The following is a 13,730-nucleotide window of genomic DNA, read 5'->3' on the forward strand; positions in this document are numbered from 1 at the left end:
GTTCCTGGGATGGAGGGGTTGGACATGAAGCTGGTGACCGCAGTCATCAAGCCGTACCAACTGGACGCGGTGAAGGAGGCCCTGCACGCCCTCGGGGTGGCCGGGCTGACCGTCAGCGAGGTTCAGGGGTACGGGCGCCAGAAGGGGCACACCGAGGTCTACCGGGGTGCTGAATACACGGTCGAGTTCCTGCCCAAGATCCGGGTGGAGGTGCTCACCGACGAGATCGACGTGGACAAGGTGGTGGACGCCATCGTCGGGGCGGCCCGCACGGGCAAGATCGGTGACGGCAAGGTCTGGGTCACCGGTGTCGAAGAGGTCGTCCGGGTGCGTACCGGCGAACGCGGCCTAGACGCCCTCTGATCGCGCAACGACCGACATGACCTCGTTGATCAAGAAGAACGCGTCAGGACACGCCGGCGACGGTGACGCGAACCTCTTGATCAACGAGGTCGTCGGCGTTCCCGGGGGGATCGGGGAGTCCGCCCGGCTGGGGCGGGCGGGCGCTTACGACACCTTTCTGCGAGGGCTGCTGCCTTCGCGGGAGGGGGTCGCGCTGATCGCCGTCGGGGGGTTGGGGAGGCGGCAGTGCGCCCCGTACGGCGACCTCGACTTGGTTCTGCTGCACGCCGGGGTGCCCGGCACCGACGAGTTGGCCGCCTCGGTCTGGTACCCGATCTGGGATGCCGGCCTACGGCTCGACCACTCGGTACGCACCGTCTCCGAAGCACTGTCGGTGGCCCAGGACGACGTCAAGGTCGCCCTCGGGCTGCTCGACGCCCGGCTGGTGGCGGGCGACCAGACGTTGGCCGACGCGCTGATCCGCACCGCCGCCGACCACTGGCGGCGCACCGCGGTCCGGCACCTGCCCGGCCTGCGGGCGGTCACCGAAGCACGCTGGCAGGCCCACGGCGAGCTGGCCTTCCTGCTGGAGGGCGACCTGAAGGAGGCCGCCGGCGGTCTGCGCGACGTGGGGCTGCTGCGAGCGATCTCCGCCGCCGGCATCACCGACGCGCTGCGCCCCGCCGTACGCGCCGCCCACCTGCGTCTGCTGGACATTCGGGACGCCCTGCACCAGCAGGTCGGCCGCCGGGTCGACCGGCTGGTCGCCCAGGAACGAGACGGTGTGGCCGCGCTTCTCGCGCTGGAGGACGGCGACGCCCTCCTGCGACGGGTCGCCGGTGACGCCCGCACGGTCAGCCACGCCCTGGACGACGCGTTCCGTGCCGCCGACCGGCTGCGATCCGGCCGGTCCCGAGGGGGCGGCGCTCCCCCCGCGCGCCGCCCGGTGGCCCGCGACGTGGTCGAGCACGACGGCGAGCTCGTGCTGGCCCGTACGGCAATCGGGGCTCGCCCCGACCCGAGCCTCTCGCTGCGGGTGGCCGCCGCGGCGGCCACGACCCGACTCCCGATCGCCCGGGCCACCTGCGAATGGCTGGCGGCGTACTGCCCGCCACTGCCCGCACCCTGGCCGGCTGATGCCCGGACCGCGCTGACCACCCTGCTCGGCGCCGGTCCCGGCCTGGTGCCCGCCTGGGAAACCTGCGACCGGTACGGACTGGTCGACAACTGGCTGCCCGAATGGACCCGGCTGCGCAGTCTGCCGCAGCACAACCCGGTGCACCGCTACACCCTCGACCGGCACCTGGTGCAGACCGCTCACGAGGCCAGCCGGCACGCCCGTGAGGTGGAACGGCCCGACCTGCTGCTCCTCGGCGCTCTCCTGCACGACATCGGCAAGGGACTTCCCGGTGATCACAGCACCGTTGGGGTGCCCGTCGCCCAGGCGGCGGCGACCCGGATCGGTCTGCCCCCCACCGAGGTCGAGCTGATCGGCACGCTGGTCCGGTTGCACCTGCTGCTGCCCGACGTGGCCACCCGCCGTGACCTGGCCGACCCGGTAACCATCGCCTCGGTGGCCGAGTCGGTGGGGGACACCGGCACCCTCGACCTGTTGCACGCGCTGGTCCGCGCCGACGCGGCGGCGACCGGGCCGGCGGCCTGGTCGGACTGGAAGGGCCGACTCGTCGCCGAACTGGTCGGTCGGGTCCGCACCGCGCTGGACACCGGCGTACTGCCCGAACCGCCCACCCCGGACCCGGCGCTGCTGGCCGGGCCCCTCCCGGTCGTCCACCTGACCGGCGATCGGGTGTCGGTCGCCGCGGCCGACCGGCGGGGCCTGCTCGCCACGGTCGCCGGCTGCCTGGCGCTGCACCGGCTGGAAGTGATCTCCGCGGATGCCTCCGTGGTCGACGGCCGTGCCCTGGTCGAGTGCCGGGTCCAACCCCGCTACGGTCTCCCGCCCGACCCGGTCCCGCTCCGCGCCGACCTCCGTCGTGCGGTCGGCGGCGACGTGTCGGTCACCCAGCGGCTGCGGGGTCGGGCGCTCGCCGCCCGCGGCGGTGGGGCTGCTCCCCGGGTCGTCTGGCACCGCGAGGCGGCCACCAACGCCGTGCTGCTGGAGTTGCGCGCCGCCGACGCCGCCGGGTTGCTCTACCGGGTCGCCTGCGCGCTCGACGAGGCGGGCGCCCTGGTCCGCGCGGCCCGCATCTCCACTCTCGGCGCCGACGTGGTGGACGCCTTCTACCTGGTCGGCGGCTGGCCGGACGACGCCACCCGGGCCCGTCTGGAGGCGGCCGTCCTCGCCGCCGTCTGACCTACGGCGACACCGCTGGCGGTTGCTGTCCGGCTGCGGCGCGTTGCACGGCCTGGCCGCCTCGTCGACCTGCTGCCTTGCCGCCTTGCTGCCTGGCCGACGAGTGCGGCCCGGTGCTGCTCGGCCGTTTGGCCGCCCGTGCCAGCCGGTCACCCCCGCGAGCGTGATGCCCCAGAGTCATCTTGATGCCTCACAGTCATCAGGCTCATGAGGGTGTCCGCTGCCGCTGCGGGGTGCGGTCGGGCGTGTCATCAGGATCGTGAGGTGTCCGCCGCCAACGCGGCGCGATCGAAGGCCCGGTGCGCGGGTACGTCCGGGGGCGTAGGTGCGGTGCCGCTCGTGGACGCACGTCAGGTGGCCTCGGCGCGGGCAGAATGACGGCCATGCGAGGCAGCGGGCGGTGGCGGTGGCCGGAGGTGGCGGCAGACGCCGCGCTGGCTCTGGTGCTGCTCGGGTTCGGGCTGCTCGCCACCGGTCTGGCCGGGGACAACCAGCCGGGGTCGACGCCGGTGGACGCCGCCAGCCGGGTGCTGATCGCGGTCGCCGCGCTCGCTCTGCTGTTCCGCAGGCGCGCCCCGATCGCCACTCTCGCCGTGGTCACCGTGGCCACGTCGACGTACCTGGTGTTCGGCTACCCGTACGGGCCGATCCTGGTCGCGTTCCTCATCGCGGTGTACACCGTGGCGGTGCGACTGCCGGTGCGCCCGGCGGCGCTCGCCCTTGGCGGCGCGTTCGTCCTGTTGTTGGCGCACGTCTTCTGGTCCGAGGGTCCGGCGCCCGGCTGGGCCGGAGTGCTGCCCGCGTCGGCGTGGGTGGTCGTACCGTTCGCGGTGGGGGTCGTGGTGCGGGTCAACCGCGAGACGGCCGCGCGCAGCCGGGCCGAGGCGGCCCGCGATCGCGCCGAACAGGCCCGGCGGCAGGCCGACGAGGAGCGACTGCGCATCGCGCAGGAGGTGCATGACGTGGTGGGGCACGGGCTTGCCGCGATCAGCATGCAGGCGGAGATCGCCCTGCACCTCCTGCCGAAACGGCCTGAGCAGGCGGAGACCGCGCTGACCGCGATCAGCCGGACCAGCCGGGAGGCACTGGACGAGCTTCGGGTCACCCTCGGCGCGGTGCGGCAGGGCGCCGAGCGAGGCCCGGTGCCCGGTCTGGCCCGGCTCCCCGCGCTGCGCGACCGGCTCGCCGGGGCCGGACTCGCCGTCGACCTGCGTGTGACCGGCGACGCTCGGGACCTGCCGGCGGCGCTGGACCTGACCGCGTACCGGGTGGTGCAGGAGGCGTTGACCAACGTGCTGCGTCACGCGGGGGTGGCCAACGCGGAGGTGCGCGTCGACTACCGCGCCGACGAGGTGACCGTCGAGGTCACCGACGAGGGCACCGGCGTGCGGCGAGGCCGGACGGATCCGGTCGACGACGAGAGTGGGCACGGTCTGGCCGGGATGCGGGAGCGGGTCGCGGCGTTGGGCGGGCGGTTGGCCGCCGGGCCGCGCCCCGACGGCGGATTCCGGGTGTACGCCCGGCTGCCCGTGGGGCCCACCACGTGATCCGGGTGCTGGTCGCCGACGACCAGGACCTGGTCCGGCTCGGTCTGCGCGCGCTGGTGGAGAGCGAGGACGACCTGGCCCTCGCCGGCGAGGCGGCCGACGGTTTGCAGGCGGTCGAGCTGGCGCGCCGGGAACGGCCGGACGTGGTGCTGATGGACATCCGGATGCCCGGCATCGACGGCATCGAGGCGACCCGGCGGATCGTCGCGGACCCCGACCTGACCGGTACGCGGGTGGTGGTGCTGACCACCTTCGAGCTGGACGAGTACGTCTTCGACGCGCTGCGGCACGGCGCGAGCGGGTTCCTCACCAAGGACACCCGACCGGCCGAGCTGCTGCGCGCCATCCGGTTGGTCGCCGAGGGGGAGGCGCTGCTGTCGCCGTCGGTGACCCGTCGGGTGGTGCGGGAGTTCGCTACCCGACCGTCGCGGGTGCTTCGTCCGCACCCCCGGCTGGGCGCGCTGACCGATCGGGAGCGCCAGGTCGTCGGTCTGGTCGGGGAGGGCCTGAACAACGAGGAGATCGCCGCCCGGTTGGTGGTCAGCCCGGCGACCGCGCGGACCCACGTCAGCCGGGCGATGGGCAAGCTGGGAGCCCGGGACCGGGCCCAGCTCGTCGTGTTCGCGTACCAGTCGGGGTTGGTGTCGGGGTGAGGCCCGGGCCGGGCGACAGCGGCCTTGCGGCGGGGCGGTTACCCTAGCGGTGGCCGGACTCCGCAGTGCCGGCCGCGTTGTGCCCGCCGGAACACTGACAAACGGGATGTTCGCGTGTTTGACACCTTGAGTGACCGCCTGTCCGGGATCTTCACCAAGCTCCGCGGCAAGGGGCGGCTCACCGACGCCGACATCGACGCCACCGCGCGCGAGATCCGCCTCGCGCTGCTGGAGGCGGACGTCGCGCTGCCGGTGGTCAAGGGCTTCATCGCGGCCGTCAAGGAGCGGGCCCGCAGCTCCGAGGTCTCCCAGGCGCTGAACCCGGCCCAGCAGATCATCAAGATCGTCAACGAAGAGCTGATCACCGTGCTCGGCGGCGAGGGCCGGCGGCTCCAGTTCGCCAAGCAGCCGCCGACCGTGATCATGCTGGCCGGTCTCCAGGGTTCCGGTAAGACCACCCTGGCCGGCAAGCTGGCCCGCTGGCTCAAGGGCCAGGGGCACCAGCCGCTGCTCGTCGCCGCCGACCTCCAGCGCCCCAACGCCGTCGGGCAGCTCCAGGTGCTCGGTGGCCGGGCCGGTGTCGAGGTGTACGCCCCGGAGCCCGGCAACGGCACCGGTGACCCGGTGCAGGTGGCGCGCGCCTCGATCGAGCACGCGAAGCGGGCTGCCCGCGACATCGTCATCGTCGACACCGCCGGCCGCCTCGGCATCGACGCCGAGATGATGCAGCAGGCCGCCGACATCCGCGACGCGGTCCAGCCGGACGAGGTCATCTTCGTCATCGACGCGATGGTCGGCCAGGACGCCGTCCGCACCGCCGAGGCGTTCCGCGACGGCGTCGGCATCACCGGCGTGGTGCTCTCCAAGCTCGACGGCGACGCTCGCGGTGGTGCCGCGCTGTCGGTGCGCGAGGTCACCGGGCAGCCGATCCTCTTCGCGTCCACCGGTGAAAAGTTGGAGGACTTCGACGTCTTCCACCCCGACCGGATGGCCAGCCGGATCCTCGGCATGGGCGACGTCCTCACTCTGATCGAGCAGGCCGAGCAGGCCTTCGACTCCGATCAGAAGGAGAAGATGACCGCCAAGCTGATGGGCGGCGAGCAGTTCACCCTGGAGGACTTCCTCGACCAGCTCATCGCGGTCCGACGGATGGGCCCGATCGCCAACGTGCTGGCCATGATGCCGGGCATGGGGCAGATGAAGGACCAGCTCGCCGAGCTGGACGACACCCACTTCGACCGGGTCACCGCGATCATCCGGTCGATGACCCCGGGCGAGCGGACCAATCCGAAGATCATCAACGGCTCCCGCCGGGCGCGTATCGCCAACGGCTCCGGGGTCACCGTGATGGACGTCAACCAGCTGCTCAACCGCTTCACCGACGCGCAGAAGATGATGAAGCAGATGGGCGGCATGATGGGCCTGCCCGGCGGTGGCCGGCGCAAGGCGACCAAGTCGCCGAAGAACAAGCGCAAGGGCACCAAGGGTGGCGGTCGGCCGCGTACGGGAGCGGGTGCCGGGGCCGGGATGCCGGGCGGCTTCCCGGGTGGCATGCCGCAGCTCCCGCCGGGGATGGACCCGAACGATCTCGCCGGTGGCCAGGGCCTTCCGCCCGGCTTCAAGCTCCCGAAGATCGACTTCAACAAGCTCGGCAAGGGCGACAACCGCCCCCGCTGACCTCGGTGCCGGTCGAGGGTGACCTGCTCGCCCCCGACCGGGCGTGATCGGGTAGGACTGTGCGCATGGCTCTTCACGTGCGCGGTGTGCTGCTCCCCGACGACGAGGTCCGGGATCTCTGGCTGGTCGGGGACCGGGTGACCTTCACTCCGGTGTCCGGTGCGGAGACGGTCGTCGACGGCGGCTTCGTCCTGCCGGGGTTGGTCGACGCGCACTGCCACATCGGTATCGCCCGAGGCGGCGCCCCGATCACCTCACTCGACCAGGCCCGCGAGTTGGCCCACATCGACCGGGACGCCGGCGTGCTGGCGATCCGCGACGCCGGGTCGCCGTACCCGTACCCCGAACTCGACGACGAGCCGGATCTGCCGCGACTGGCCCGCGCCGGCCGGCACGTCGCGCCGCCGAAGCGCTACCTGCGGGACATCGGCGTGGAGGTCGACGCCACCGACGTGGCCGCGACGGTGGCCGCCCAGGCGCGGGCCGGCAACGGCTGGGTCAAGCTGGTCGGCGACTGGATCGACCGGGGCGTGGGTGACCTCGCACCGGCCTGGGACGCGGACACCCTCACCGCGGCCGTCCAGGCCGCCCACGACGCCGGGGTACGCGCCGCGGTGCACACCTTCTCCGAGTCGGCGGTCGAGATCATGGTGCGGGCCGGGGTGGACTCGGTGGAGCACGGCACCGGGCTCAGCCTGGACCTGATCGACGAGATGGCCCGGCGGGGCACCGCGCTGATCCCCACAATGATCAACATCGCCACCTTCGGCGGCATCGCCGAGCAGGCGAGGGGCAAGTTCCCCGGGTACGCGGAGCACATGCTCGCGCTGCGCGACGGCTTCCCCGAGGTGGTGCGTGCCGCGTACGAGGCGGGGGTGCCGATCTACGTGGGCACCGACGCCGGAGGCGGCATCGACCACGGCCTCGCCGCCGAGGAGATGCTTCTGCTGCACGAGCAGGCTGGCATGGCGCCCATCGACGTACTTGCCGCCGCCTCCTGGGGCGCCCGACAGTGGCTGGGCTTCCCCGGCCTGGTCGAGGGTGGCCTCGCCGACCTGACCGTCTACCCCGAAGACCCCCGCCGCGACCTGCGCGTCGTCCGCGCACCCTCCCGCACGATCCTGCGCGGCCAGGTAGTGCGCTGACCCCTGGCCGTGCCCCGGCGCGCCGTGCCCCCGGCCAGGGGAGGCAGCAACATCGGGGATGCTGCTGCCTCCCGCGCGCCGGAGGCAGCAACATCCGGGAAGTTGCGGGCGCGGCGCCGCTCGGCGGTGCGGGTGCGGGTGCGGGTGCGGGGGAGTGCGGCGCGGCGGGCGGGGTCAGCGGATTGGGCGGATGGCGGCGCTGAAGAGGTGTACGGCCAGGTCGGCGAGGGCCGTGGCGGTCTGGTCGATCGGCGCGCGGGGGAGCACGATGTGGCTCACCACCAACCGGACGATCGTGTCGGCGGCGAAGGCCAACGCGGCCTGATCCGCTCCGGGAAGGTGATCGCCGGCCCACTCGATGAGCGCCCCGGACGCCTCGGTGAGCACCACCTCGGCCCGCGTGGTGAGGTACGGAAGCAGCTCGTCCGAACCACCTCGGGCGCTGGTCAGGATGGCCTTGACCAGCGGGTTGTCGGCTGCCGTGGCGAGGGTGTGCGCGATCGCGGCGTACGCGCCGGTCCGTACGTCGGTCCCGTGCGCGAGCAGGGCGGCACGGACGTCGCCGACGAAGCGGTCCACCTCGCGGCGGGCGAGTGCCTCGGCCAGCCCGGCCTTGTTGCCGAACTCGTTGTAGACGGTCTGCCGGCTCACTCCCGCCGTGGTGGCCACGCCGCCCATCCGGACCGCGTCCCAGCCGGCGGCGATGGTCTGCGCGCGGGCGGCATCCACGATCGTGTCGCGCAGCCGCTGACGCGGCGAGTCCGTCGTTGCAGTCATGATGGTCGAATTCTAGGGGCCGCGCGGCCCGCCCGCCCAGAGCGCATGGCCCGCCCGCCCGACGTGCGCCACCAGCCGGCCAGCGAACGCCGTCGAGCCGCCCACCGGCCGCCGTCGAGTTGTCCAGCGCCGTCACCACCGACGCCGCGAGCGTGCGCAACAGCCACCAGAAGGGGCTGCGACACGGCGCTGCGGCTCCCGGGCGCGGTGTCGCCCCGCGTGACGCATAGGATGTGCGGTCATGGCACGCGTGCTCACTCCCCGTGCGGAGGATTTCCCCCGCTGGTACCAAGACCTGATCGCCAAGGCAAAGCTGGCCGACAACGGCCCGGTTCGCGGCACCATGGTCATCCGACCGGCCGGCTACGCCATCTGGGAGCGTATGCAGGCCGAGATGGACGCCCGGATCAAGGCGGCGGGTGCGGAGAACGCGTACTTCCCGCTCTTCATCCCGGAGAGCTACCTCAAGCGTGAGGCCCAGCACGTCGAGGGTTTCTCGCCGGAGCTGGCGGTCGTCACCCACGGTGGTGGCAAGCCCCTGGCCGAGCCGATCGTGGTGCGCCCGACCAGCGAGACGGTCATCGGCGAGTTCATGGCCAAGTGGATCGACTCGTACCGGGACCTGCCGCTGCTGCTCAACCAGTGGGCGAACGTGGTCCGGTGGGAGCTGCGCCCGCGGCTCTTCCTGCGTACCAGCGAGTTCCTCTGGCAGGAGGGGCACACCGCGCACGCCACCCGCGAGGACGCCCGTGCGTACGCGCGGAAGATCCTGCACGAGGCGTACGAGGACCTGATGGTCAACGTCATCGGCATTCCGGTGGTGGTGGGCCTGAAGACGACGCGCGAGCGGTTCGCCGGGGCGACGGCCACGTACACCTGCGAAGGCATGATGGGTGACGGCAAGGCGCTGCAGTTGGGCACCAGCCACGAGCTGGGCCAGAACTTCGCCAAGGCGTTCGACATCAGCTATTCCTCCAAGGAGGGCGGCCGGGAACACGCCTGGACCACCTCCTGGGGCACGTCCACCCGGATGCTGGGTGGCCTGATCATGGCGCACGGCGACGACAACGGTCTGCGCGTGCCGCCGAGGCTGGCCCCGATCCAGGCGTACGTCATGATCGTCAAGGACGGCGAGGGCGTCGCCGAGGCGGCGGCCAAGCTGCGCGACGGCCTGCGTGACGCCGGTGTCCGGGTCGCGCTCGACGACCGGACCGACACCGCGTTCGGCCGCCGGGCCGTCGACGCCGAGCTGCGTGGCTATCCGGTACGCGTCGAGGTCGGCCCCCGGGACCTGGCCGTCGGCAACGCGACGGTGGTGCGCCGCACCGACGGCTCGAAGTCCCCGACGCCGGTGGCCGACGTGGTCGCCGCTGTGCTGGCCGCGTTGGAGACGGACCAGCAGGTGCTGCACGACCAGGCGTTGGCCAACCGCGAGTCGCGCACGGTGGAGGTCGCCACGCTGGCCGAGGCGATCGAGGCCGCCGCGAACGGCTGGGCACGGGTGCCGTGGTCGGCGGTCGGCGTGGCCGGCGAGGCCGAGGCGAACGGTCAGGGCGTCACGGTGCGCTGCCTGCTGCGCGCCGACGGCTCGGTACCGGACTCCGAGGACGAGCCCGACCTGGTCGCCATCCTCGCCCGCGCCTACTGAGGTGTAGGGACGCCTGGGCCGGCGCGCCTGGGCATCCTTCTCCACGCCGGCGGCAGAGGAAGAACAACCCGAAGGTGGGTGCGGTGCGCTTCGAGCCGGGTCGGTTGATCATGCATCGGAACGTGCGGCACGGTCGGATCGGGTGGGTCCGGCCGGGCCGCGTGGTCAGCGACGACGACCGGGGTCTGCTGGTGTGGATCGCCCGCGACTCCCCGGTGGCCCACGAGGTGACCGAGGCCGGGCTGGGGATGCGGGCGATGCCGTTCGCCCAGTGGATCTCGTCGTCGTACCGCTTGGCGCACGGGCGCTGGAACGGGCCGCCGCTGCTGAAGTTCCTGCCCACCGGGGCGGCGCACTCCGTCTGGTGGTTCCGCGACGCGCAGGGCCGGTTCGCCAACTGGTACGTCAACCTGGAGGAGCCCGGTGTCCGCTGGGACGACGGTCCGGTGGCCGGCGTCGACGTGGTGGACCAGGACCTGGACGTGGTGGTGCGACCGGACCTCAGCTGGGACTGGAAGGACGAGGACGAGTTCGTCGAGCGGCTCGCCTTCGGCGACGACTACTGGGTGACCGACGAGAAGGCGGTCCGCGCCGAGGGGGAGCGGGTGATCGCGCTCGCCGAGGCCGGCGAGTTCCCGTTCGACGGCACCTGGTGCGACTTCACACCCCCGCCAGACTGGGACGTACCGGATGAACTTCCACCTGGATGGGACCGTCCGCCGGTGCGCTGAGAGGTGTCCCGCGTCACCGGTGACGCGGTGTCCGGGTCCGATGCGTGCGATCGGCATCGGATCTGGCAGAATGGGTCGCTGGTATCCGGCGCGCGTCCGGCGCCCTCTAACCCGGGCACGTCGCTAGTCCACCGAGTAGTCTCCGGCCCAACCCCACGGGTCCGGTCGGCGCTCACCCATGCACACCGCCCGCACGGGCCGGTGAGATCGCAACAGGAGCGAAACAACTGTGGCCGTAAAGATCCGGCTCCTGCGGATGGGCAAGATCCGCAACCCGCAGTACCGCATCGTCATCGCCGACTCGCGCACCAAGCGTGACGGTCGGGCGATTGAGTTCGTCGGGATTTACCAGCCGAAGGAAGACCCTTCGATCATCGAGGTCAAGTCGGAGCGGGTCCAGTACTGGCTGTCCGTCGGCGCTCAGCCGAGCGAGGCGGTGCAGCGGCTGCTGGAGCTGACCGGTGACTGGCAGAAGTACAAGGGCCTGCCGGCCCCGCCGCCGCTCCTGGTCGCCCCCGAGCGGGCCGACCGCAAGGCTGTGTACGAGGCTGAGTCGAAGGCCGCCGCCGGGCTCGCCCCGGAGACGCCGGCCAAGCCGGCCAAGAAGGCCGCCAAGACCGCTGAGGCTCCGGCCGAGGCGCCCAAGGCTGAGGCTCCGAAGACCGAGGCTCCGGCTGAGGCTGCGAAGACCGAGGCTCCGAAGGCTGAGGCTCCGGCCGCCGCTGCCGACGCCGGTGAGCAGGCCTGACATGCCTCTGCGTCCGGCGTTGGAGCACCTGGTCAAGGGCATCGTCGACCACCCGGACGACGTCCGGGTGCGGATGGTCGATTCCCGTCGGGGCAAGCGGCTCGAAGTCCGCGTGCACCCCGAGGACCTCGGCACGGTGATCGGGCGGTCCGGCCGGACCGCCAAGGCGCTGCGCCAGGTGATCGGCTCCATCGGCGGGCGCGGGGTACGCGTCGACATCGTCGACTCGTACTGATGCAGCTCGTCGTTGGCAGGATCGGCAAGCCGCACGGCGTCCGCGGTGAAGTCACCGTGGAAGTGCGGACCGACGAGCCCGAAGCACGGTTCGCCCCCGGCACAGTGCTGCGCACTGAGCCGGGGGCGATGCCCCCGCCCACAGCCTCGGAAGACGAGCCCGGCGTTCCGTTCCGAGTTCCGGCGGAGCTGACCATCGAGGAAGCTCGCTTCCACCAGGGCCGGGTGCTGATCGCGTTCGCTGGAATCCCGGACCGCAACACCGCAGAGGCGCTGCGCGGCACCCTGCTCGTGGTGGACAGCGCCGATGTGACCCCGCCGGACGACCCGGAGGAGTTCCACGACCACCAGCTCGTCGGGCTGGCCGTGGTCACCCCGAGCGGTGAGCGGCTGGGCGAGGTGGCCCGGATCGACCACGCGCCGTCCTCGGACCTGCTGGTGCTGCGACGCCCCGAGGGGCGTACCGCGTTGATCCCGTTCGTCCGGGCGATCGTCCCGGAGGTCGACCTGGCCGGTGGACGTGTGATCGTCGACCCGCCAGCCGGACTGCTCGATCTCTAGGATCACCCCGCTATGCGCGTCGACGTTGTGTCGATCTTTCCGGAATACTTCGCCCCGCTCGACCTGTCGCTGATCGGGCGGGCGCGGGCCAACGGCGTACTCCAGCTTGCCGTGCACGACCTGCGGACCTGGACCCACGACGTGCACCGCACCGTCGACGACACTCCCTACGGCGGCGGGCCGGGGATGGTGATGCGTCCGGAGCCGTGGGGTGAGGCGCTGGACGCGCTCGCGCCGGCCGAGGCCCCGCCACCCCGGTTGCTGGTGCCGTCGCCGGCCGGTGCCCCGTTCACCCAGGCCATGGCTCACGAGCTGGCCGCCGAGTCGCATCTGCTCTTCGCCTGCGGCCGGTACGAGGGCATCGACCAACGCGTTCTGGCGCACGCCGCCACCCGGATGCCGGTCACCGAGGTCTCGCTCGGTGACTACGTCCTCTTCGGTGGCGAGGTCGCGGTGCTGGTGATCCTGGAGGCGGTCACCCGGCTGCTGCCGGGGGTGCTGGGCAACGCGGGCTCGCTGGACGAGGAGTCGCACGCGCACGGGCTGCTGGAGGCGCCGATCTACACCAAGCCGCCGAGCTGGCGCGGGCACGACGTGCCCGAGGTGCTCCGCTCCGGTGACCACGGCAGGATCGCCCGTTGGCGGCGCGAGGAGGGTCTGCTGCGCACCGCCGCCCGCCGCCCTGACCTGCTCGCCGCGCTGCCCGCCGATCGGCTCGACAAACGGGACATCGCGGCCCTGGACCAGGCCGGATTTCAGCTGCCGGCGGGGGATGTGGCAAAGTAGGGGGGTTGCCGCATCCGTCCGCGCCCGCGGGCGGCTGCGAGGATCCCCGACCGGGGTCGGTCCGCCGACATCACCCGGGGATCAGAATCACCCACCCGCGCACCGAGTGACGGTGCGCCGTGAGCCTTACGAGGACGCAGCGATGAACATCCTGGACGCCCTTGACGCCCAGTCGAAGCGGACCGACCTTCCCGACTTCCGGGCCGGTGACACCGTCAAGGTGCACGCCCGCGTCGTCGAGGGCAACCGGTCCCGTGTCCAGATCTTCCAGGGCGTCGTGATCCGCCGCCAGGGTGACGGTCTGCGCGAGACCTTCTCGGTCCGCAAGGTCAGCTTCGGCGTCGGCGTCGAGCGGACCTACCCGATCAACGGCCCGGGCATCGACCGGATCGAGATCGTGACCCGCGGTGCCGTGCGCCGCGCCAAGCTCTACTACCTGCGCGAGCTGCGCGGCAAGAAGGCCAAGATCAAGGAGAAGCGGGAGAAGCAGCCCAGCTGACTTCCCGCTCACCACGCCGCCTGAGCTGTGCGTATGCCGTACCGACCAGACCGCACTACCCTGGTCGT

The 13,730-nt window shown here is 72.3% G+C and carries 14 protein-coding genes; 13 read left to right on the forward strand and 1 reads right to left on the reverse strand.

Annotated features, from left to right (window positions below):
* Positions 1–24 precede the first annotated feature (24 nt).
* The 6 genes from KBX46_RS09685 (at position 25) to KBX46_RS09710 (ending at position 7,678) form a co-directional block, all read left to right on the forward strand.
* Positions 25–363 carry a P-II family nitrogen regulator gene (locus KBX46_RS09685; RefSeq protein WP_172862163.1) on the forward strand — a complete coding sequence of 113 codons (339 nt, stop codon included), beginning with the start codon at positions 25–27 and terminating at the stop codon, positions 361–363.
* Between the two features lie 16 nt (positions 364–379).
* A complete protein-coding gene (locus tag KBX46_RS09690) occupies positions 380–2,656 on the forward strand; it encodes a [protein-PII] uridylyltransferase (RefSeq protein ID WP_210792153.1) in 2,277 nt (758 codons plus the stop codon).
* 383 nt (positions 2,657–3,039) lie between these two features.
* Positions 3,040–4,203 carry a sensor histidine kinase gene (locus KBX46_RS09695; protein WP_247667232.1) on the forward strand — a complete coding sequence of 388 codons (1,164 nt, stop codon included), beginning with the start codon at positions 3,040–3,042 and terminating at the stop codon, positions 4,201–4,203.
* Positions 4,200–4,856 carry a response regulator transcription factor gene (locus tag KBX46_RS09700; RefSeq protein ID WP_088946614.1) on the forward strand — a complete coding sequence of 219 codons (657 nt, stop codon included), beginning with the start codon at positions 4,200–4,202 and terminating at the stop codon, positions 4,854–4,856. Before KBX46_RS09695 ends, KBX46_RS09700 begins: the two co-directional genes overlap by 4 nt.
* A 114-nt stretch (positions 4,857–4,970) precedes the next feature.
* A complete protein-coding gene (gene ffh / locus KBX46_RS09705) occupies positions 4,971–6,533 on the forward strand; it encodes a signal recognition particle protein (RefSeq protein WP_088946615.1) in 1,563 nt (520 codons plus the stop codon).
* A 65-nt stretch (positions 6,534–6,598) separates the two neighbouring features.
* Entirely contained in the window at positions 6,599–7,678 is a 1,080-nt protein-coding gene (locus KBX46_RS09710) for an amidohydrolase family protein (protein WP_210792155.1), read from the forward strand.
* A gap of 174 nt (positions 7,679–7,852) precedes the next feature.
* On the opposite strand, the gene KBX46_RS09715 is transcribed toward KBX46_RS09710, so the two are convergent.
* Positions 7,853–8,455, reverse strand: a complete 603-nt coding sequence (locus tag KBX46_RS09715) for a TetR/AcrR family transcriptional regulator (RefSeq protein WP_210792156.1) — start codon at positions 8,453–8,455, stop codon at positions 7,853–7,855.
* 241 nt (positions 8,456–8,696) lie between these two features.
* On the opposite strand from KBX46_RS09715, the gene proS reads away from it, so the two are divergent.
* The 7 genes from proS (at position 8,697) to rplS (ending at position 13,662) form a co-directional block, all read left to right on the forward strand.
* Positions 8,697–10,103 carry a proline--tRNA ligase gene (gene proS / locus KBX46_RS09720; RefSeq protein ID WP_210792157.1) on the forward strand — a complete coding sequence of 469 codons (1,407 nt, stop codon included), beginning with the start codon at positions 8,697–8,699 and terminating at the stop codon, positions 10,101–10,103.
* Positions 10,104–10,186: 83 nt separating this feature from the next.
* Entirely contained in the window at positions 10,187–10,834 is a 648-nt protein-coding gene (locus tag KBX46_RS09725) for a DUF402 domain-containing protein (protein WP_210792158.1), read from the forward strand.
* Between the two features lie 229 nt (positions 10,835–11,063).
* The gene (gene rpsP, locus KBX46_RS09730; protein WP_099851197.1) at positions 11,064–11,582 is read left to right on the forward strand and encodes a 30S ribosomal protein S16; all 519 of its coding nucleotides are present in this window, start codon (positions 11,064–11,066) and stop codon (positions 11,580–11,582) included.
* Positions 11,557–11,817 (forward strand): RNA-binding protein, encoded by a 261-nt coding sequence (locus KBX46_RS09735; RefSeq protein ID WP_172862164.1) that lies wholly within the window; start codon positions 11,557–11,559, stop codon positions 11,815–11,817. The genes rpsP and KBX46_RS09735 overlap by 26 nt, the downstream gene beginning before the upstream one ends.
* The gene (gene rimM, locus KBX46_RS09740) at positions 11,817–12,377 is read left to right on the forward strand and encodes a ribosome maturation factor RimM (protein ID WP_210792159.1); all 561 of its coding nucleotides are present in this window, start codon (positions 11,817–11,819) and stop codon (positions 12,375–12,377) included. Before KBX46_RS09735 ends, rimM begins: the two co-directional genes overlap by 1 nt.
* A gap of 12 nt (positions 12,378–12,389) precedes the next feature.
* Positions 12,390–13,163, forward strand: coding sequence for a tRNA (guanosine(37)-N1)-methyltransferase TrmD (trmD, locus tag KBX46_RS09745; protein WP_099851201.1), 774 nt, complete (start codon positions 12,390–12,392; stop codon positions 13,161–13,163).
* Between the two features lie 142 nt (positions 13,164–13,305).
* Positions 13,306–13,662 (forward strand): 50S ribosomal protein L19, encoded by a 357-nt coding sequence (gene rplS, locus KBX46_RS09750; RefSeq protein WP_088946622.1) that lies wholly within the window; start codon positions 13,306–13,308, stop codon positions 13,660–13,662.
* Positions 13,663–13,730: the final 68 nt, after the last annotated feature.

It is taken from the genome of Micromonospora sp. C81, assembly GCF_018070425.1.
Lineage (GTDB): Bacteria > Actinomycetota > Actinomycetes > Mycobacteriales > Micromonosporaceae > Micromonospora > Micromonospora zamorensis.